The following is an 18,265-nucleotide window of genomic DNA, read 5'->3' as shown; positions in this document are numbered from 1 at the left end:
TGACGAAAGGCTATTTCGACGCAGGCAGCGCCCAGGTCTGCAATTCGCCGGTCTGGCGGAGCAACTGCAGTTGCGCGCGCTGCAACTCAAACTGCGATTGCAGGTAGCTGGCCTGCCGGTCGCTTCGGTCGATGCGCGCATTCTCCAAGTCGCGCGAGTTTGCCTTGCCATCGGTGATCTGCGCGGCGACAGAGTCGACGCTGGCCTCAGCCACTTCGTACTCAAGCCGTGCCACATCGACGGCTGCGGTGAGCTGGCGCAGGCTGCGCTGAAGTTTTAGTGCTTCATCGGACACCTGGCTGCGCGTCTCGATGGCCTGCTGGCGCGCGCGGACCACTTCAGCGTCGGCGGCGCGGATGCGGGCGCGCTCGGCAAAGTTGAAGATCGGGATGCGAATGGTGCCGCCAACAGCAAAGCTGTCATTGGAGAATGACTTGTAATACTGCTCGTAATTGTTGAAGGTGCTGAGCCGCTTGTATTGCGTGTAGAAATCCATCTGCGGCTTCATCTGGTCCCGCTCGGCCTGCGCGCGGAACTGGGCGGAGCGCACGCGCTGCTCGGCGGAGCGCACCGTGGCGCTGGTTTCCACGGCAAGTGCGGCCGCGTCGCGCTCGACGGCGGAGGCAGGAAGATCAGGGATGGAAGAGTGGTCGGTGGTCAGCGTGTCCGCCACTGTGCCGATCAGGCGGGCAAGCTTGGTGCGCAGCACTTCGGCGGAAGTCTCTGCCTCGGTAATACGCATCTGCACGCGGGCGGCGGCGAGCTGTGCCCGCTTCAGGTCAAGCTGGCTGTCAACGCCTTCATCGGCACGCTGGCTGGCAATGTAAGTGGCGCGCGTGGCCGACTGCTGTTCCTCTCGGAGCGCCTTCAGGCGCACGGTCACATTGTCCAGTTCAAGGTAGAGCAGGGCAGTGTTGAGCAGCACTTCGTTGGCCTTGTCGGCGTAGTCAACCTGCGCGGCCTCCCAATCGGAGCGCGCGGCGCGGACAAGGCTGCGCTGCGCGAAGTTGATGAGGCTCTGGTTGCTGCTGATGCTGAAGATGGAGGGCACATCGCCCGTGGCGGGCATGCCGAAGGAGTAGCCAAGTTGCGAGCCAAGCGCAACGCTCGGAATGTAGGCGGCGCGCTGCTCGCGGTAACCCTGCTCGGCCTTGGTGCGATCGGCGGTGGCCGTCACCATGGCACCGCTATGTTTGAGCGCCAGCTCCAGCGCGGAACGGAAAGTGACAGGCTGTTGCGCGGAGGCCGCTACGCAAACGGCAAGCGCGATGAGTGCGACGGCGGTGGCGCGCTGGAACCATGCGCGGAGTGTGTGCTGCGGAGCGAGGCAGTGCATTACGCCGCACCTCCGAGCTTGCGCAGCGCATCCTTTGCCGGGCGATAGTTGGAGTAAAGCGCGAGCGCCGCACGGTATTCGGCGGCGGCTCCGGCGCGATCTCCGGTACGCTCCAGCAACTGGCCCAGCATCCAGTGGATGCGGAAGACCGGGGCGGCCTCATCGGCGGGACCAGCGAGATAGCGACGAAGCGCGCTGATGCCACCATTCAGGTTGCGCCCGCTGGTGAGGTACAGCTCGCCAGCGTCATACAGATCATAGGGGCGCACGTTGTGCTCGGCCAGAGCCGTGGAGATGGTGCGCTCCATATCGTCCCAGCGCTTGTGCTTGCGATAGAAGTGCGCCAGCTCCATGAGCGTGGACGGATGATTCCTGCTGGCTTGTATGGCGAGCTTGTGCTGGCGCTCGGCCTCGGCTTCATTCCCACGCGCACCGGCCACAATGGCGCGGATCCATGCGGCGCTGGATGGATCTGATTTTTCAATTTCTCCAGCCAAGCGCATGGCGCGGTCGCGGTCGCCGCCCACCACGCCGGGAGCGTTGGTCAGGTACTCAGCCAGGTCGCGGCGCGCGTCCGTGTTCTTCGGATCGGCGGCAAAGGCGCGGTTCATGGCGTCAAGAGACTTGCGGGCGAGGCCGTAGGCAGAGAGAGCACCAACCTTGTCGGCGCGTTCGCCATAGGCACGGCCCAGCCACATCAGGTAGAAGCTGTTGCCGGGCTGCAACTGCGCGGCACGCTCGCAATTGCTGACGGCGGCGCCGAAATCCTCCGCGTGGTAATAGGCGCGGCAGAGCAGGTTGTAGGCCGCAGCATCATTCGGGTTGCGGGCAAGTTCGGAGCGCAACGCGCGCACGGCATCATCCGTGCGGCCCTGCGTCACAAGCTCCGCGGGAGAGCTGGCGAGTGCGGCCGCGGCTGACAGCGCCAGCACCGCTGCGGCAATGGTCTGAAATACGCGCATTACGATGGGTTCTCGATGATCTTGACGGTGATGCCGTCGGTCATGGGCGTGGGGCTGAGCGAAGAAAGCCCGAGCACTTCGCTTCCGGTCAGGCCCTGCACAATTTCCACGCGCGTCAGGTTGCTGACGCCGGTGCGCACGTCGCGGCGATGGAGTTTGTTCTCATTCACCACGTAGACGAACGATGCGCCATTCTCCGTGTGCAACGCTTCACGGGGAATGGTGAGCGCCGCGGACTGGTTGTTGAGCACAATGGCCACGCCAACGTTGGTGTTCGGCAGCAGGCTGCCATCGTGGTTGTCCACGGCGCAGAGCAACTCGCCAACCACGCGGCTGCCACGGTTGACGACCGTGGTGGGCACGGTAGTGATCTGGCCCTCCCAGGTGCGGCTGGGCAGCGCGTCCCAGGTGATGCGGACCTGCTGGCCGCTGCGCAGCTTGCCAATCTCCGGCTCGTCGACAAATGCGCGTATCTGAATGCTGCCGAGGTCGGCGACCATCACAAGCACGTCGCTGCTGGCAACGTAGGAGCCTTCGCGGGCTGCAAGGTTGTAGACCGTGCCGTCAAACGGCGCGTGGACCTCAAACTGTGCCAGCCATTCGCGGGCGGAGGTCACGGAGGAGCGGGCGTTGGCCACCTCGTCCTGCGCATGCTTCAACTCCTGCGGCGAATAGCGCGACGAACCGTTGCTCTGCAGTACGGACTCCTGCGCGTGGGCGCGGACAACTCGGCTGCGCGCAGCGGCCACTTCGTCGGCGGAGGCGGCACCCTTCTGCTGCAGACGCTCCAGCGCGGCCAGTGTGCGCTCGGCGCTCTGGCGCTCGTCGGTAGCCTTCTTCAGGTCGGCCGAGCGGGTCAGCACATCCATGCGGCTGCCGCCCTGTTTCAGGTTGTTCAGGTCGGCTTCGGCGCCGCTCAACAGCGTTTCGGCCTTGGCAAGGCGCTCGCGCGCGTCGGCGTCATCCAGCGTCACAAGCAACTGGCCGGCCTTCACGCGGTCGCCGGCCTTGACCGCGACGCGCTTGACGGCCGCAGCGGCCGGGGCATGCGCCTCAAAGTTGCGCAGCGGTTCAGCCTTGCCATTGGTGGTAATGCTGCTACTGATGCTCTGGCGCTCCGCGTGCGTGGTGCTGATGCGTATGCGGCGCGGCCGCGACTGCAAGTAGGAGCCGACGGCCGCCACCAGAACCAGCACAATTACTGCGGTCCAGAGGCCCGTCATTCCCTTGAAAAATCCGGTCTTTTCGTTTCCGTTCGACATTCGCTTAAGAGTGCCCCTCGCGCTCCCCTGAAAGATCCCCAAACTATTGAGGGTAAAAACTCCCGTGGCCTTTGGCAAGCGAAAGACAAATGTAAATCTACAAAATAGTTAGACGCAGCGGGGCACGGATGGTCTCAGGGGGTGTTGGGCAATGACGTTGGAGGGCGAGAGCGGTGCTCTCGCCCTGTAGAACCAGTTACTTCTTTGCTGGTGCACGGTTCGCAATGCGGTGGTCGATTTCTGGCTTGAGCGCGTCCACGGGGTGACCGGCGGCCTGCGCCATCTGGAGGATGCTGGCGGCGTCCGGGCCGTTTGGCATGGAGGCCAGAGCAAGCGCCAGAACGCTGGTGGCGCGGTGTCCGCTGCGGCAGTAAAGAAGAATCGGCTTCCGGCTGGTGCTGATGGCATGCAGCGTTGTCTCAACCGCGGCATCGGGTACAGGGCCGCGTCCGACCGGCGCATAGAAGAAGTTCATGTGGTTTGCTTTGGCGAGCTTTTCGGCCTCGGCGGAGGGAACCTGCCCGGGCTGCTCGCCGTCGGGCAGAACGTCAATCACGGTGGCAAAGCCAGCGGCGTGCATGGCCGGAATGTCCTCGGCAGCGATCTGTCCGGTCACGTAGTAGCCATTTCCGAAAGTGGATGCCTTGGGCCAGTTGGGCTGCGCGGCATGTGTCTGTGCGGAGAGCGGCAGCGCGAAGGCAACGGTGCAGAGCAGAGCAAGAGCAAGCAGGAATCTTCTCGAAGTCATGCGAGGGATGGTAAGCCACCGGCGCCCGCAGAACAAGCGGAAAGCCTTCCACTGAGTGTGAAAAACATCTAGTCGCCCATTTCAACTTCCGGGGCGAAGCGCGCACCGTAGAACAGCGACAGCGCGCCGAGGGCGGAGGCCGAACCGGCGGCAACGAAGGCGATCTGCAGATTTGTGCGGTCGGAGATGGCGCCCATGATCCACGGCGAGCAGGCGTCGCCCAGCACGTGGAAGACGAAGATGTTGACCGAGATGGCGGTGGCGCGGATGCCTGCATCCACGGAGTTGACCACGGCCGCGTTGAGCGGAGCGGTGTTCAGCAGGATGAAGAACTCGCCGAGGAAGATGGCGGGGAACATGAACGGGCCGGAGTGGAAGACCGCCAGCAGCACCATGGGCACGGAGAGTGCAAGCCCGACGGCGGAGACGATGTAATAGCCGCCGCGGTGGTGGCGAATCGCGCGGTCTCCGAGCCAGCGGCCTATGAGCGTTGCGCTGATGCCGGCAACCACGGTCAGCAGGCCGAAGTAGTAGTTGGCCGTGCTCAGTTCCATGTGGCGAACGCGCGCGAGGAACGTAGGCATCCAGACCTGCATGCCACCGACCGCAAAGGTCAGCCCGGCCATGCCAAGGCTCGCCGACCAGAAGGCGCGATTGTGCATCAAGCCGCGCACGCTGCTGCGCTCCTGCGTGGAGTGCAGATGATCGGAGGCTCCGCGCTTGGGTTCGCGAATGGTGAGCAGCAGAAACGACAGCACCACGCCGGGCGCGGCGCAGACAAGAAACGGCAAGCGCCAGCCCGATAAGTGCGGCTGACCGAGGAACGAATACTGAGCGAGGTGTCCGCCGAGCAGATAGCCGATGGCTGTTCCGACCGGAATCGCCAAGTAGAAGATGCCGAAGACGCGGTTGCGCCAATGCTCGGGAAACAGATCGCAGAGGAATGCCGGGGCGATGACGACGAAAGTAGCTTCGCCCACGCCGACCACGGTGTGGCGGAACAGCAGCATGTCGAAGCTGGTGGTAAAGGCCGTCAGCAGCGTGGCGCCGCTCCACAGCAGGCCACCCACAAACATGATGATGCGCCGCTGGAAGCGGTCGGCCAGCGGGCCCACGAAAGGCGCGGCGCACATGTAAAAGATGATGAAAACGCTGGTCAGCAGGCCGAAGCGCGCATCGCTCTCGGGGAACTCCCGCTTCACCAGCTCCTGCACGCCCCAGAGCACCGAGCGGTCAATGTAATTGATGAAGTTAAGCGCCGTAAGCAGGGCGAGCGCCCACCATGCGTGCTTGCTGTGCGTGGAGCCGGAGGTTTCTGCGGAGACCATGGACGAAGGCATCTGCGGCGAGGATAACAGGATTTCAGAATCTTCGAATTTCAAATTCTTCGCGAGCGAAACTCTGGGGAGGTCAGAAAGAAGAAGCGGCACGGAGTGCGTGCCGCTGCATGTGTCTATCCGGTGCGCAATTCAAACTACTTGCGCTTGCGGGGCCACTCGGCCACAACCTTGGTGCCCAGGCCGCCGCGCGGACGGAACTCACCGGTAATGCGCGCCCACTTCGGCTTCGTGGCCTTCACCACGTCTTCCAGAATGCGGTTGACCACGTTCTCCTGGAAGATGCCGAGGTTGCGGTAGTGGTTGATGTATTCCTTCAGCGACTTCAGCTCGAAGCAGAGCTTGTCGGGCACGTAGTTGATCCAGATGGTGCCGAAGTCGGGCAGCCCGGTCTTGGGACACACCGAAGTGAACTCCGGAATGTCGATCTCAATCTCGTATCCGGGGAACTGGTTGGGCCAGCACTCGATCTCCGGGAACTTCTCGTCCAGCCCGCTGGTGGCGTGGAGGTCGGTGTAGCCGAGACGGGTTGCGTGGATGCTTGTCTTCTTTGCCATGAGGACATTGTAAAGAAGTTTCGGGTTTCAAGTTTCGAGTTTCAAGCGCGGCGTCCGGAGAAGCGTAAGCGCGAGCATCACACGACGCGCCCTTCAAGGAGCGCAGCGATAAAGGATCTGCTGGGGCACTGCGATTGGCCGGACAGCATATCCTTCGCTTCGTTCAGGATGACGCACGAAAGATGACGCACGGAAAGAGTGTGCGGAGCGAGCAACCGCTACTTGGTTGGCTCCATCTTCAGCACGTCATTAAAGCGGTTGAAGTAGTTGAACAGGCCGATGGCAGCCGCCAGCTCAATGATTTCGCCCTCGCTGTAGTGCGTGCGCAACTCCGTCCAGAATTCGTCGTCGACCGTGTGCGGATCGCGGGTCTCGCGCTCGGCCAGCTCCAGCGCGGCCTTCTCGGCGGGGGTAAAGTCGGTGCGGATGCGGAAGTTCTTCAGGTCGGAAATCTGCTCGTCGCTCCAGCCGTGCCGCCTTGCCAAGGCGGTGTGGGAGGCGAGTCAATAGGCGCACTGGTTGATTTGCGAAGTGCGTACGATGACCAGTTCCTTGATCTTCGCGGGCAGCGTGCCAGTCTCCATGACGGCGCGGAAGTGGGCAATCATGGTGCGGAGAATCTCCGGGCGGTGGGCCACGGTGCGGAACATGTTGGGCACGTTGCCGCGTTCTTTCTGGAAGTGGTCGTAGATTTCCTGCGTCGGTTTATCGACGGCGTCACGCTCAAGCCGTGGAATGCGGGGCATGGAACCTCCTGTTGGAACCATGAAGTGTGAGGGAACGCCTTGCGAATTGCAAGAAGTGGAATGCGCAGGGCCTCTGATGACAACTGTTGCGGCAAATAGCAAAGCGCGCCGAAGGCGCGCTCACTGGAAACTCAAAACTCGAAACTCTCTCTACTTCCGGAAGCTCTGGATCGCCGCAGCTTCGTCATCGTGAATTTCAAAGACTGTGTAGAGCTTGGTGATCTGCAGCAGGTCGTGGACCTTCTTGGTCAGATGGAGCAGTTTGAGGTCGCCGCCCTGTCCGCGAACATTGGTGAAGGCCGAAACCAGCTCGCCGATACCGCTGCTGTCGATGTAGGTAACGTCGGCCAGATTCAGCAGCAGCTTCTTGCGGTCCTCGGCCAGCAGAGCGCGCACCGTGTCGCGCAGCACCACCGACCCTTCGCCAAGGGTGATACGGCCTTGCAGGTCCACGATGGTCACATCCTCCACCTGGCGGGAGTGGGCCAACATCGTCATTGTCTATCCTCTTTCGTCGCGCGTCGCAGGTGTTTGATCATGGTGATTTCGGTGCCGGGTTCGTGCTGGCGGAAGCTGACCTCGTCCATGAAGGCGCGGATGAGAAAGATGCCGCGGCCGGACTGCTTGAGCAGGTTTTCCGGCGCCAGCGGGTCGGGCACGGTCGTGTCGTTGAACCCAATACCTTCATCGCGCACGCTCACGGTCATGGCGTCACGGCTGCTTTCCATGAAGAGGTAGAAACGCTTGGCGGGGTCGTAGTGATTGCCGTGCAGCACGGCATTGACCGCGGCTTCGCGCACGGCCATGGAGATGCCCCCGATCTCATCGTCTCCGAAGCCAGCCCTTCGGGCAAGATCGCTTGCGGCCTGTTCGGCTTTGTTCACGCTGTCCAAGGTGGAATCCAGCGTGTAGCTCACTCGGGTCAAGTTCATCCGTCAGGAAACCGGACGCAAACACTGCTTGCATGGAGCGTCCAGAGCTAAGTGTGCAATTCCGAACCGGAGCGTGTCAATCGCAAGCGCACGGGACGTGGTTACCAGAGGCACGCGGCGCCGGCAAGCATGCCAAATTTTTGCACGCGCCAAGTGCTCCTCCGGTGTGCGAAACTGTTTGCCTCTGGGAGACGAACCGAACGATGAGAACGAAGCTGCTGGTTGCAGTTCTGCTGTTGACGGCCTGCGCGTGGGCGCAGGATGACTTGGCCTCTGTGGTAAAGCGCGAGCACTGGAGCGGTGCGGTTTATGCAGGCGGCGGAACCGGCGTGGGCGTGAACACCGACGTTCAGTTCGCCCGGGCGGGCGTGCGCGCCTCGCGTGTGATGACCGGCGAGATGGGCCGCGGCTGGGCGCGGGGAACCTTTGAGTACGGCTGGGAGTTCTCTCCGGTGGATGCCGTACTGAACCGGCAGACGGTCTACGGATTCAGCGTCTCACCGCTGATGTTGAAGTGGAACTTTACGGGCCACCACAAGAAGAACGTGCCATTCTTCTTCGCCACCGCCACCTATATGCACACCAATGAGAACGTGCCGGCGGGCGATACCTCCAAGCACAACTTCCTCTCCGGCGCGGGCTTTGGCATGCACCACTTTGTGAAGCCCGGCGAGGCGATCACCTGGGATGTACGGCTGGCGCACCTGTCAAATGCCTCCATTGGCGCGCACAATCCGGGCGTGAACGCCACCATGCAGTGGACGCTGGGCTACACGTGGTGGAAGAAATAGCGCGCGAGGTGGATTGTTCTGTTGGACAATGGGGCCAAAGCTCGCAGGGCATTGAAATTGAGCGTGATGCGAGCGGGTGAGGGCTTCCGGCTCGTGCTATAATCACAAATTGTGTGCAGGAGTGAGACGCCTTGTGCGTCGCGGCGCCAAGCAGTTGATGCGGCGCGGCTTCTGTGCTGCAAGTTCTGCGCCGGTTCCGGCTGGCGCAATCCAGCTGCGGCCTTCGGCGGCGGCGCAAGTTCGAAATCCAAAATTACTTACTCGTGAGGTTCTGGCATGTCCGGCCACTCAAAATGGGCAACAATTAAGCACAAGAAGGGCGCGCTGGATGCAAAGCGCGGCAAGATTTTTACCCGCCTGATCAAGGAAATCACCATGGCCGCCAAGGGCGGTGGTGACCCGGAAAAGAACCCGCGACTGCGCGGTGCCATCGCCGCCGCCAAGGCTGAAAACATGCCGGGCGACAACATCAAGAAGGCCATCCAGCGCGGTACCGGCGAACTGCCGGGCGTCAACTACGAAGAGATCACGTTCGAGGGCTTCGGCCCCGGCGGCGCGGCCATCATGGTTGAGGTCACGACCGATAACCGCAACCGCACGGTCAGTGAAATCCGCCACGCCTTCGGCAAGAACGGCGGCAACATGGGTTCCTCCGGTTCTGTGGCGCACATGTTCAGCAAGAAGGGCGACATCATCGTTCCCAAGGCCAACGCCAAGGAAGACGACCTGATGAACATCGTGCTGGAGTCCGGCGCCGATGACCTGCAGGACGATGGCGAAAACTTTGAAATCATCTGCGATCCCAGCGTGTTCGAAGCCGTGGTGGAGGCCCTGAAGGCCGCCAACATTGCCACCGAGAGCGCCGAGGTCACGATGCTGCCCGCCAACTACGTCAAGCTTGAGGGCCAGCCTGCCCGGACCATGCTCCGCTTGATGGAAGTGCTCGAAGATTCCGACGATGTGCAGAACGTCTACTCGAACTTCGACTTCGACGAGAAGGACATGGAGGAGGTCGCGGGCTAGTCTCGCGCCTCATTTCGAGTTCCCAAAGGGCCGCTCAAGTTCGAGCGGCCTTTGTTTTGCCCGGAGGAACACGCGCCTTTGCGGTGCGGTGGCAGGTATCTGAAAAGTTCACTGGAAATTTGCGCGAATGCAGTTGGCAGCCCTGAAAGTTGAGGATTATTCTGGCACCATGAATACCTTCGCACTCTCCGAATTGCTTGGCCTGACGGTCTACGACCCGGCGGGCAAGGCCGGACGTGTGCGTGAGATTGCCATCGTTCCGCAGGAAGATGCCGCGCACGTTTCCGCCTTGGTGGTGAAGACCGCCGAGGGCGACCGGCTGCTTTCCACCCGCCAGATCATGTACATCAACGGCGGGGTGATGGGCAGCGTGCGCCGCAGGGACTGGAGCCAGTTCACCAGCTCCGAGGGCATGCTGTTGCTGGCGCGCGACTTGCTCGACCAGCAGATCATTGATGTTCACGGACGCAAGGTTGTGCGCGTGAATGACATTGAGTTGGTGCAGGTGGCGAGCGGCGACGGCTCGTTCGGGCTGCGGCTGGGCTTTGTGGATGCCGGTGCACGAGGCGCCGTCCGGCGCCTGCTGAAGGGCATGGTTCCGCGTCCGACGCTGGCCGACCTGATGCGGCGCATTCCGGCCCGCAATATTCCGTGGGAGTTCGTCAATCTCATCGAGACCGATCCGGCGCGGCGCGTGCGGTTGAAGATCAGCAGCGAGCGCATTGAGAAGCTGCATCCGGCCGATATCGCGGACATTATCGAAGAACTGGCGCCAGCCGAGCGCGAGGCCGTCTTCCAGGCCCTCGACGAGGAAGTAGCGGCGCAGGCGCTGGAAGAAATCGACCCGAAGCTGCAGGTTTCGCTGGTCAACTCCATGGACAACGACCGCGCGGCGGACATTGTCGAGGAGATGGACCCGGACGCCGCGGCCGACCTGCTCGGCGACCTCGAACCAGAGCGTTCCGAAGCCATCTTGGAAGAGATGGAGCCGCAGGAGCGGCAGGACGTTCAGGAACTGCTGGACTACGATGAGGACACCGCCGCCGGCCGCATGACCACCGACTACATGTCGCTGGCACCGACCGCGCGGGTGACCGATGCCGTGGCGCTGATGCGCAAGTTCGAGGGCGATGTGGAGAGCATGAGCACCATCTACCTGGTGGCGGAAGGCGACCGGCTGGTGGGCGCCGTGCCGCTGGCCAAGCTGCTGCTGGCCACGCCGGAGACCCCTCTGCAGGAGTTGACGATTGAGCCGCTCATCACCTGCTCCAGTGACGCCGACGAAAAGGAAGTGGCAGAGATCTTCGACAAGTACAACCTGCTGGCGCTGCCCGTGGTCGACGAGCAGGGCGCTCTGACCGGCGTCATCACCGCCGACGACGTGATTGCCATCCTGCGCGATCAGCTCTAATCATTTCAATTACAGTTGCCGAATTCATTGCCCGTTGAACCGTCTCGCGTGCGCCCCAGATGAGGGTACCCACATCTGCCAGAAGCAGGCAGATGTAGGGCACGGGCCTCGCCCATTGCAGAGCGCCTGAGCCTGTCGACGCCGTGTCGTCAGGTGCCTCTGCTGCGTCGATTGACTTCGCGGACACGTTGTGCAAATGAATTTCCGTGAAATCTTGCCTTCGGGGTTGGCGCGAGCGCGCGATGCGTTTATTCTGAGCTTTCGGGATCGCTCCCGCTAGAAGCCATGTAGACAAAGGTCCAGTTCGCGCGCCATGAAGAGCAGCCGTCTCAAACTCTGGAAGATTCGTCTGTTGATGTTCCTTGCCGTGGTCGGTCCCGGCTTCATCACGGCGAACGTCGATAACGACGCGGGCGGCATTCTGACCTACTCGCAGTCGGGCGCGCAGTTCGGCTACAAGCAGCTCTGGATCATGCTCCCGATGACCCTGGCGCTCATCGTGGTGCAGGAGATGTGTTCGCGCATGGGCGCCGTCACCGGCAAGGGCCTCAGCGACCTCATCCGCGAAGAGTTCGGCTTCCGCATCACGTTCTTCATGATGATCGGCCTGATCATCACCAACTTCGGCAACGTCATTACGGAGTTTGAAGGCATCGCGCTCAGCCTGGAGCTGTTCGGCATCCCTGTGTGGGTGAGTGTGCCGGTGTGCGGGCTGATTGTGTGGCTGATGGTGGTGAAGGGCAGTTACCAGAGCGTGGAGAAGGTCTTCCTCGCCGCCTCATTCATCTACTTCGCCTACCTCATCGCGGGCGTGATGGCGCATCCCTCATGGAAGGCTGCCGGCATTGAGACCGTGCTGCCGCCGTCGCTGGGCGAGTTCAAGAATTCGGCCTATCTCTACATGATCATCGGGCTGGTCGGTACCACCATCGCCCCGTGGATGCAGTTCTACCTGCAATCGAGCATTGTGGAGAAGGGCATCACGGCGAAGGAGTACAGCGCGTCGCGGCTGGACGTGATTGTGGGCTGCCTGTTCACGGATATCGTGGCGTGGTTCATTGTGGTGGCCTGCGCGGCCACGCTCTACGTGCACGGTGTGCACGACATCAAGTCGGCGGCCGAGGCCGCACAGGCGCTGAAGCCGCTGGCGGGTAAATACGCCTACATCCTCTTCTCCGCCGGGTTCTTCAACGCTTCGCTGTTCGCGGCATCCATTCTGCCAATCTCGACGGCCTACACCGTCTGCGAAGGCCTCGGCTTTGAATCCGGGCTGGACAAGAAGTTTGGCGATGCGCCGTTCTTCTACTGGCTCTACACGGCACTGATTGTGGCCGGTGGCGCGGTGGTGATGATTCCGGGCATTCCCCGTGCGGACGTCATCCTCTTTTCGCAGGTGCTGAACGGTGCGGTGCTGCCCTTCGTGCTGATCGCTATGCTGATTCTGGTGAACAAGAGCGAGCTGATGGGCAAGTACGTGAACTCGCGCTTCTTCAACATTGTCGCGTGGGCGACGGCAGTCATCGTGATCGTGTTGACGGGCGCCTACCTCTGGACGCTGCGCGCGGGCGTCTAGTGCTCCACAGGCTGCGGTTCATCCTGTAAAACCAAACAATTCCTGCCATTAGCCTTCGCCCGATAGAGCGCCTGATCGCAGCGTTGCAGCACTGCTTCCCATGTGTCAGAGGGGGGCTGAAAACATGCGATGCCGAAGCTGGCGGTAACCTTCAGCTCTGCGCTCCTGGTGGAAACGCGCATCTGCTCGATATTCTTCCGTATCCGTTCTGCAAACGCCATTGCTCCGGGCAACGGCGTGTCCGGCAGAACGATCAGGAACTCCTCACCGCCGACGCGGGCTGACAGGTCTTCGGTGCGTCCCTGCTTACGCAGAACCTGTGCCACGCTTTGCAAGGTGCAATCTCCGGCGGCGTGGCCGTAGGTGTCGTTCAATCGCTTGAAGTGGTCGAGATCAAACATGACGATGGAGAAACACTTGCGGGCGCGGGTGTGGCGCGAGATTTCGCGGGGCACTTCCGTCTGGAGCGCGCGGCGGTTCAACAGACCGGTCAGAGCGTCACGGCGCGCGGCGTCATTGAGGCGGGCATGTTCACGTGCCGTCGTCATCCAGAAGAAGCAGAGAGGAATCAAGGCGCTGGAAATGAGGAATACCATGAGCCCGGCAATTTGCACATAGCTCTCCGAGGAGAGGTAATCACCTTCAATGCGCGAGACTGCGGTCATGATGGCCCTGCCAAGCATGCAGGCGGCCACCAGCAGCATCTGGATGCCGGTAATGGTGCACGGAGGCCGGAGTTCCGGGCGTTGCTCCCGCAGGAGCACAATGCCACTCATGGTGGCCTGTGCCGCCACCAGCAGGCTGAGCAGAATCACGCGCGCCGAGGTATTCGGCTCCAGCACGGCATATTGAGTAAGGCCGGCGAAGCACAGAATCAAAAGGACGGTTTGCGCGGGAAGAGTCCAATCCGGACGCTCAACCACGCTCGTAATGGCGTGGTGGAACAGAACGTAGCAGAGCAGCGTGAGCGAATTGGAAAGGAGAGCGATCCACGGCGCGTGCAGGGCATGCTGGACCAGCATCAGCAGGACCGCAATTGTGGCACCAACATAGGCCAGCGCCAGCAAACTTGTTTCGCGCCGCAGATTGGGCGTGGTGGCAGCGATCGCAATAAGACTGATGAGGAACGAGGCGAGTAGAAAGAGTTCGGCTACCAGAATCGTCTGCATAGCGGCGGCATTGCTCCCGGGGGCGGAGTCGAGTCCGCACGAAACCGACTCATCAAGGGTATGACCGGGGTGCAGGAGACGCAAGAGAATGGCTCTTCATGTGTGCACGAAAGTATCGCTCGCCGCGTGCACGGGGCAGCTTGACGTGCTCTGAGCTACGCCTGAAAGCTCCGGCAGTTGCTGCTGCCTGCGTCGAGGCCTCGCACACCATCCGCCGCCTGTGGATGAAGCGATTCAGGCCACAGAGCTTGGAGGATGTAAGTCATCCGCCTCTAGAGCAACTCTCCGCGTGCAAGCTGCGTGACGATGCCACGATCGGCCTCAAGGAAGCGGAACTCGCGCAGCGTGGTGGCAGGTTGCCAGAGCAGTTGGGCAAAGATGCGGTTCTGCACCTCATCCTCATAGCGCGTGACGTGGTGAAAGTGCAATTCGACCGCTTTGCCGTTCTCGTAGGTGTGACGCACCACGGCCACTCGGCGGCCAATGCGGGCGCGGATGCCGAGTTCTTCCTGAAGTTCGCGCGCGAGAGCCTCTGCCAGCGTTTCTCCTGGCTCTACCTTGCCACCAGGGAACTCCCACTGTCCGGCGAAGGGTTGGTCGGGGCGGCGCTGTCCAATCAGGATCTCGGTGGTGCCGGAGCCCTCGCGGGTGATTATGGCCGCGACAACCTGCCGCGCAGTTGGTTCCTGCATCACTTTCCCGTCTCCTTCACCCGCACGGCCTCAGGCCAGTAGACACTCCATCCCCGCACGGATGCTTCCAGTTCCAAGGCTGTGTTCGGATTGATGGCGTAAGGATCGCGCGCCAGTTCGAGCATCGCGAGGTCGTGCATCGAGTTGCCAAAGACGGCGTCGGGCGTACTTCCCAGCACCTCGTTGATGGCGGTCGCCTTCAGTTCGTCGGTGGGAACGCGGATCAGTTCGCCGGTGGCCAGGTTGTCGCGTGTCTTGACGGATGCGGCGAGAATCCGATTCTTCGGAATACCAAAGGATTCAACGCCGGCCTCGATCACCCAGTCATTGGTCGAAGAGCAGGCCCATATCTCGCAGCCTTCTTTCTGTAGCAGATGAACCAGCCGTTGCATCTCGGGGAAGATTCGCTGCTCGTACTGTGCAGCGAAGAAATCCTTGGCGGAGTTGCGAATCAGGTCGAGCGAAATTCCATCGTGAATGGTGACCATTTCGCCGCAGATGGTCAGTTCATCCACCTTGCCAGCCAGGTAGTCGGCGTAGCGCGACTGCGCCCACTCGGCCACCGGCTTGGGCAGCAGCCCCTTCTCGATCTCCCAGTAGAAGAAGCCGGCTCCGGCATCGCCGGACCAGAGCGTGCCGTCGCAGTCAAAAACGGCCAGCCGGGGCTTGCGGGCAATCACCAGCTCCAGAAAGTTTTCAGGGGACGAGGATGGGGCCAGGCTCAAGGAGTTTCTCCGGTGCAAACAGCATTAGCAGCGCTGCTACCAGAATACACGGTTGCAGTCGCGGCAGTGTTTGACCGCGGCGCGCTGGGGTGAAACAATCTCGCCCATGATCAACCGCACATTTCGGATCGCACTCGTCAGCCTTATGAGCGCGGGACTGGCCGTGGCAGCCTCGGCGCAGACCGCGCCCAAAAAGACCACCACCGCCAAGCCCGCAACCGCCAGCAAAGCCGCTCCCGCAAAGCAAGCCGAGCCGAAGACGCTCGCCACGGAAAAGGAGAAGGTGAGCTATGCCCTCGGCCTGAACCTGGGCATGAACCTGAACCGCGTGGACGCCTCACCGGAAATTGACCAGGCGCTGGTGCTCCAGGGCTTGAAGGACGGACTGGAAAACGGCAAGGGAACAATGTCGGAAGGTGAGATGCGTGCCGTCCTGACCAAATTCCAGAATGACCTCCGCGCGCGCGCCGAAGCGAAATACAAGGCCGAAGCCGCGAAGAACAAGACCGAAGGCGAGGCCTTTCTGGCGAAGAACAAGTCGGAAGCAGGCGTGGTCACGCTGCCCAGCGGTCTGCAGTACAAAGTGCTGACCGCCGGAACCGGCGCGAAGCCCACGGCCAGCGATACGGTTGAAGTGAACTATCGCGGCACGCTCATCGACGGCAAGGAATTCGATGCCTCGGCCAAGCATGGCGGCCCGGCCACGTTCCCGGTGGGTGCGGTGATCAAAGGATGGACCGAAGCGCTGCAACTGATGCCGGTTGGCTCCAAGTGGCAGCTGGTGATCCCGTCGGCGCTGGCCTACGGCGAGCGCGGCTCCGGCCCGGACATCGGCCCGAACGCAGTGCTTGTCTTTGACGTGGAATTGCTTTCGATCAAGCCCGCCGCCGCTCCGGCAGCACCAGCGGAGCCGAAGAAGTAGCCGGCCAGAGAGAAAACGCAGGCATGAAAAGAACGGCGGGCACGAGGCCCGCCGTTTCAATTTGCGCCGGAGGAAGTTTGGCGCGAGTACAGAACCGGAAGTTTCCGAACTCTATTTGCCGGGGATGGTGAAGCCGTAGCTCTTCATCAGCTTCACGATCTCGGCCGACTTCAGGAAGGCCATGAACTTGGCGGCTTCCGCCTTGTGCCTGGAGGCGGTCACGATGACGCCAGCCTGGCGCAGCGGCGGATGCAGTTCTGCCGGAACAACCGAGTAGCGGCCGGTGTTGGCTGTGGCCGGATTCAGCGCCAGCGACAAAGCAAGGATGCCCACGTCGGCGGCGCCGGACTGCGCGAACTGCGCGGTCTGCGAAATGTTCTCGCCCATAACGAACTTGGGCTGCAGCGTGTCATACAACTTCGCCGACTTCAGCGCGGCGACGGCGGCGCGGCCATAGGGCGCGTGCGCCGGGTTGGCAATGGCAATCTTCTTCACCGAAGGATCGGTCAGCGACTTCAGGCCCTTGCTCACGTCGAGCTTGCTGCTGTTGGGCACCCAGACCACCAGGCGGCCTGCTGCGTATTCATAAAGCGAGCTCTTCTCAGCCATGTTGTGGTCGATCAGGCGGCTGGGGTATTCGATATCGGCGGAGAGCAGAATGTCGAACGGCGCGCCGTTCTCAATCTGCGTGGTCAGGTTGCCGGAAGACCCCAGCGTGTTCTTCACTTGGATGCCGGTCTGCTTGGTAAATTCGGCGGTGATCTTGGGCAGAACGCTGGTGAGGTCGGCGGCGGCGGCAATGTTCAGCTCCTGCGCAAACGAGAACGAGCCGAGCAGCAGCGCCAGCGCGAAAATCCACAAGGACTTCTTCATAATCAGAGTTTCACTCCATTCAATCGTCAGGGATCACGTTCGACTCCTTCACTTTGAACGGAATGGTGTGTCGTGTCAAGACGAAACCGTATGGTTTAAAAGACGTATTAACACGACAAAGCGCGTTGCGTCCAAGGGAGACGGACAAGACCTGAATCCTCCGACCGTGCCCCTTGAGGACCACTGTTTGGCGGAATCAGAACGTTAACTTGACAGCCAACAGGATGCGGGTAAGATGTTCCAAACATTTCAGTGTTGAAATGTTCTTTTCCAGTTTCCGAGGGAGCGCCGGCGGTGGAGCAGAAATTCACGTCCGTGCAGGTCTCGCAGTTGACGCGCCTGAGTGCGCGGCAGTTGCAGTGGTGGGACGAGCGCGGGCTTGTGGTGCCCGCCCGCGAAGGTCATCGACGCCTCTACTCCCCGGAAGACGTAGCTGAAATATCAGTCATCTGCGAGCTTCGCCGCCGCGGCTTCAGCCTGCAGCGGATCCGCAAAGTGATCCGCTACCTGCAGCGTGAACTGGGCCGCCGTCTGTTGGAGACCGTCTCCTCCGGAGGCGAACTCCACCTGCTGACCGACGGGCGAAGCATCTACCTGAAGGACACGGACCGTGGCGTTGTGGACGTGCTGAAGAATGCGCGCCAGCCCATCATCGCCGTCTGCCTCAGCGACGCGCTGGAACAGGTTCGTGCCGACCTCGCAACCATCTCCCGCATGCAAGCCGGGGGCACGCCGCAAGCCGGGCGCAATGCGCCGCGCAAGGCTCCGGCGGCCCACGACACTCACAGGCCCATCCCGCGGAGGACACGACGCTCCAAGGCGGTTGGGGAATGACCCTGAAAGGTGGAGAGCATGATCGCTGAGATCAATTACCTGAACGAGTGGATTCCCGAGCAGATGAACCCGGGCACGATCTTCGTGCTTGAGAATGCCGGTGAAATCGGCGACGAGCAGGACCCGTTCTGGGCCGTGATGGCCTGCCCAAGCTGCGGGACCCTGGGATTGATCACGCGCAAACAGATTGCCGGGTTGCTGCCCGTGCTGTGCGGCTCCGACCAGTGCTCCGCGCAGTTCTTCATACGGGATTACGAGATCATCCCGCGCAAACCAAGCTAGAGCAGGGCACAATCCGGGGCGGAGCAGCGCTTGCGCGATGAGAGAGCATGGGGCGCGAAGGCTGCCTTGCGCAGGAACTTTGCTTCAGAA

At 61.7% G+C, this 18,265-nt stretch carries 21 protein-coding genes; 7 read left to right on the top strand and 14 right to left on the bottom strand.

Annotated elements, in window-relative coordinates; genetic code table 11:
• Window positions 1-10: 10 nt before the first annotated feature.
• The 10 genes from AC6IZO_RS05400 to AC6IZO_RS05355 all read right to left on the bottom strand — a co-directional run bounded on the left by AC6IZO_RS05400 (window position 11) and on the right by AC6IZO_RS05355 (window position 7,865).
• Window positions 11-1,336, bottom strand: coding sequence for a TolC family protein (locus AC6IZO_RS05400; RefSeq protein WP_497808751.1), 1,326 nt, complete (start codon window positions 1,334-1,336; stop codon window positions 11-13).
• On the bottom strand, window positions 1,336-2,298 hold the full coding sequence (locus tag AC6IZO_RS05395) for a tetratricopeptide repeat protein (protein ID WP_497808749.1): 963 nt from the start codon (window positions 2,296-2,298) through the stop codon (window positions 1,336-1,338). Before AC6IZO_RS05395 ends, AC6IZO_RS05400 begins: the two co-directional genes overlap by 1 nt.
• Window positions 2,298-3,560 (bottom strand): efflux RND transporter periplasmic adaptor subunit, encoded by a 1,263-nt coding sequence (locus AC6IZO_RS05390; RefSeq protein ID WP_497808747.1) that lies wholly within the window; start codon window positions 3,558-3,560, stop codon window positions 2,298-2,300. Before AC6IZO_RS05390 ends, AC6IZO_RS05395 begins: the two co-directional genes overlap by 1 nt.
• Window positions 3,561-3,756: 196 nt before the next feature.
• Complete coding sequence (locus AC6IZO_RS05385) at window positions 3,757-4,308, bottom strand: protein tyrosine phosphatase family protein (RefSeq protein ID WP_497808745.1); 552 nt, start codon at window positions 4,306-4,308, stop codon at window positions 3,757-3,759.
• Window positions 4,309-4,376: 68 nt separating this feature from the next.
• The gene (locus AC6IZO_RS05380; RefSeq protein ID WP_497808743.1) at window positions 4,377-5,636 is read right to left on the bottom strand and encodes a spinster family MFS transporter; all 1,260 of its coding nucleotides are present in this window, start codon (window positions 5,634-5,636) and stop codon (window positions 4,377-4,379) included.
• 146 nt (window positions 5,637-5,782) lie between these two features.
• Window positions 5,783-6,202, bottom strand: coding sequence for a preQ(1) synthase (gene queF, locus AC6IZO_RS05375; RefSeq protein WP_497808741.1), 420 nt, complete (start codon window positions 6,200-6,202; stop codon window positions 5,783-5,785).
• Between the two features lie 218 nt (window positions 6,203-6,420).
• Window positions 6,421-6,687 (bottom strand): carboxymuconolactone decarboxylase family protein, encoded by a 267-nt coding sequence (locus tag AC6IZO_RS05370; RefSeq protein ID WP_497808739.1) that lies wholly within the window; start codon window positions 6,685-6,687, stop codon window positions 6,421-6,423.
• A gap of 18 nt (window positions 6,688-6,705) precedes the next feature.
• Complete coding sequence (locus AC6IZO_RS05365; RefSeq protein ID WP_497808737.1) at window positions 6,706-6,948, bottom strand: carboxymuconolactone decarboxylase family protein; 243 nt, start codon at window positions 6,946-6,948, stop codon at window positions 6,706-6,708.
• Between the two features lie 150 nt (window positions 6,949-7,098).
• On the bottom strand, window positions 7,099-7,446 hold the full coding sequence (locus AC6IZO_RS05360; RefSeq protein WP_497808735.1) for an STAS domain-containing protein: 348 nt from the start codon (window positions 7,444-7,446) through the stop codon (window positions 7,099-7,101).
• Window positions 7,443-7,865 carry an ATP-binding protein gene (locus AC6IZO_RS05355; RefSeq protein ID WP_497808733.1) on the bottom strand — a complete coding sequence of 141 codons (423 nt, stop codon included), beginning with the start codon at window positions 7,863-7,865 and terminating at the stop codon, window positions 7,443-7,445. The genes AC6IZO_RS05360 and AC6IZO_RS05355 overlap by 4 nt, the downstream gene beginning before the upstream one ends.
• A gap of 218 nt (window positions 7,866-8,083) precedes the next feature.
• Here AC6IZO_RS05355 and AC6IZO_RS05350 point away from each other — a divergent pair, with 218 nt between their 5' ends.
• From AC6IZO_RS05350 to AC6IZO_RS05335, 4 genes are all read left to right on the top strand, one after another.
• Window positions 8,084-8,671, top strand: a complete 588-nt coding sequence (locus AC6IZO_RS05350; protein WP_497808731.1) for an acyloxyacyl hydrolase — start codon at window positions 8,084-8,086, stop codon at window positions 8,669-8,671.
• A gap of 276 nt (window positions 8,672-8,947) precedes the next feature.
• Window positions 8,948-9,694 (top strand): YebC/PmpR family DNA-binding transcriptional regulator, encoded by a 747-nt coding sequence (locus AC6IZO_RS05345; RefSeq protein ID WP_497808729.1) that lies wholly within the window; start codon window positions 8,948-8,950, stop codon window positions 9,692-9,694.
• Between the two features lie 169 nt (window positions 9,695-9,863).
• Window positions 9,864-11,105 (top strand): magnesium transporter, encoded by a 1,242-nt coding sequence (locus AC6IZO_RS05340; protein WP_497808727.1) that lies wholly within the window; start codon window positions 9,864-9,866, stop codon window positions 11,103-11,105.
• A gap of 313 nt (window positions 11,106-11,418) precedes the next feature.
• On the top strand, window positions 11,419-12,678 hold the full coding sequence (locus AC6IZO_RS05335) for an Nramp family divalent metal transporter (RefSeq protein WP_497808725.1): 1,260 nt from the start codon (window positions 11,419-11,421) through the stop codon (window positions 12,676-12,678).
• Here AC6IZO_RS05335 and AC6IZO_RS05330 read toward each other — a convergent pair.
• From AC6IZO_RS05330 to AC6IZO_RS05320, 3 genes are all read right to left on the bottom strand, one after another.
• The gene (locus tag AC6IZO_RS05330; protein ID WP_497808723.1) at window positions 12,675-13,847 is read right to left on the bottom strand and encodes a GGDEF domain-containing protein; all 1,173 of its coding nucleotides are present in this window, start codon (window positions 13,845-13,847) and stop codon (window positions 12,675-12,677) included. The two genes, AC6IZO_RS05335 and AC6IZO_RS05330, sit on opposite strands and share 4 nt — an antisense overlap.
• 272 nt (window positions 13,848-14,119) lie before the next feature.
• The gene (locus AC6IZO_RS05325; protein ID WP_497808721.1) at window positions 14,120-14,539 is read right to left on the bottom strand and encodes a (deoxy)nucleoside triphosphate pyrophosphohydrolase; all 420 of its coding nucleotides are present in this window, start codon (window positions 14,537-14,539) and stop codon (window positions 14,120-14,122) included.
• Entirely contained in the window at window positions 14,539-15,264 is a 726-nt protein-coding gene (locus AC6IZO_RS05320) for an HAD family hydrolase (protein ID WP_497808719.1), read from the bottom strand. The genes AC6IZO_RS05325 and AC6IZO_RS05320 overlap by 1 nt, the downstream gene beginning before the upstream one ends.
• 106 nt (window positions 15,265-15,370) lie before the next feature.
• Between AC6IZO_RS05320 and bamJ the strand changes: the two genes are divergently transcribed.
• Window positions 15,371-16,186, top strand: coding sequence for a BamJ family beta-barrel-assembly machinery protein (gene bamJ, locus AC6IZO_RS05315; RefSeq protein ID WP_497808717.1), 816 nt, complete (start codon window positions 15,371-15,373; stop codon window positions 16,184-16,186).
• Between the two features lie 111 nt (window positions 16,187-16,297).
• Here the strand turns inward: bamJ and modA are convergent, their stop codons facing one another.
• Complete coding sequence (modA, locus tag AC6IZO_RS05310) at window positions 16,298-17,059, bottom strand: molybdate ABC transporter substrate-binding protein (protein WP_497808715.1); 762 nt, start codon at window positions 17,057-17,059, stop codon at window positions 16,298-16,300.
• Window positions 17,060-17,353: 294 nt separating this feature from the next.
• Here modA and AC6IZO_RS05305 point away from each other — a divergent pair, with 294 nt between their 5' ends.
• Together AC6IZO_RS05305 and AC6IZO_RS05300 are read left to right on the top strand one after the other, a co-directional pair.
• Window positions 17,354-17,893, top strand: a complete 540-nt coding sequence (locus AC6IZO_RS05305) for a MerR family transcriptional regulator (protein WP_497808713.1) — start codon at window positions 17,354-17,356, stop codon at window positions 17,891-17,893.
• Between the two features lie 18 nt (window positions 17,894-17,911).
• On the top strand, window positions 17,912-18,175 hold the full coding sequence (locus AC6IZO_RS05300; protein WP_497808711.1) for a hypothetical protein: 264 nt from the start codon (window positions 17,912-17,914) through the stop codon (window positions 18,173-18,175).
• Window positions 18,176-18,265 lie beyond the last annotated feature (90 nt).

The organism is Oryzophilus luti (assembly GCF_059726245.1).
This window is presented reverse-complemented; position numbering and strand designations above follow the sequence as displayed.

Bases quoted from the DNA above. Each gene is read 5' to 3' on its own strand.
- AC6IZO_RS05400 (WP_497808751.1), bottom strand. From the start codon at position 1,336: ATGCACTGCCTCGCTCCGCAGCACACACTCCGCGCATGGTTCCAGCGC.
- AC6IZO_RS05365 (WP_497808737.1), bottom strand. From the start codon at position 6,948: ATGCCCCGCATTCCACGGCTTGAGCGTGACGCCGTCGATAAACCGACG.
- AC6IZO_RS05390 (WP_497808747.1), bottom strand. From the start codon at position 3,560: ATGTCGAACGGAAACGAAAAGACCGGATTTTTCAAGGGAATGACGGGC.
- queF (WP_497808741.1), bottom strand. From the start codon at position 6,202: ATGGCAAAGAAGACAAGCATCCACGCAACCCGTCTCGGCTACACCGAC.
- AC6IZO_RS05335 (WP_497808725.1), top strand. From the start codon at position 11,419: ATGAAGAGCAGCCGTCTCAAACTCTGGAAGATTCGTCTGTTGATGTTC.
- AC6IZO_RS05395 (WP_497808749.1), bottom strand. From the start codon at position 2,298: ATGCGCGTATTTCAGACCATTGCCGCAGCGGTGCTGGCGCTGTCAGCC.
- AC6IZO_RS05330 (WP_497808723.1), bottom strand. From the start codon at position 13,847: ATGCAGACGATTCTGGTAGCCGAACTCTTTCTACTCGCCTCGTTCCTC.
- AC6IZO_RS05340 (WP_497808727.1), top strand. From the start codon at position 9,864: ATGAATACCTTCGCACTCTCCGAATTGCTTGGCCTGACGGTCTACGAC.
- modA (WP_497808715.1), bottom strand. From the start codon at position 17,059: ATGAAGAAGTCCTTGTGGATTTTCGCGCTGGCGCTGCTGCTCGGCTCG.
- AC6IZO_RS05360 (WP_497808735.1), bottom strand. From the start codon at position 7,446: ATGACGATGTTGGCCCACTCCCGCCAGGTGGAGGATGTGACCATCGTG.
- AC6IZO_RS05380 (WP_497808743.1), bottom strand. From the start codon at position 5,636: ATGGTCTCCGCAGAAACCTCCGGCTCCACGCACAGCAAGCACGCATGG.
- AC6IZO_RS05345 (WP_497808729.1), top strand. From the start codon at position 8,948: ATGTCCGGCCACTCAAAATGGGCAACAATTAAGCACAAGAAGGGCGCG.
- AC6IZO_RS05350 (WP_497808731.1), top strand. From the start codon at position 8,084: ATGAGAACGAAGCTGCTGGTTGCAGTTCTGCTGTTGACGGCCTGCGCG.
- AC6IZO_RS05300 (WP_497808711.1), top strand. From the start codon at position 17,912: ATGATCGCTGAGATCAATTACCTGAACGAGTGGATTCCCGAGCAGATG.
- bamJ (WP_497808717.1), top strand. From the start codon at position 15,371: ATGATCAACCGCACATTTCGGATCGCACTCGTCAGCCTTATGAGCGCG.
- AC6IZO_RS05385 (WP_497808745.1), bottom strand. From the start codon at position 4,308: ATGACTTCGAGAAGATTCCTGCTTGCTCTTGCTCTGCTCTGCACCGTT.
- AC6IZO_RS05325 (WP_497808721.1), bottom strand. From the start codon at position 14,539: ATGCAGGAACCAACTGCGCGGCAGGTTGTCGCGGCCATAATCACCCGC.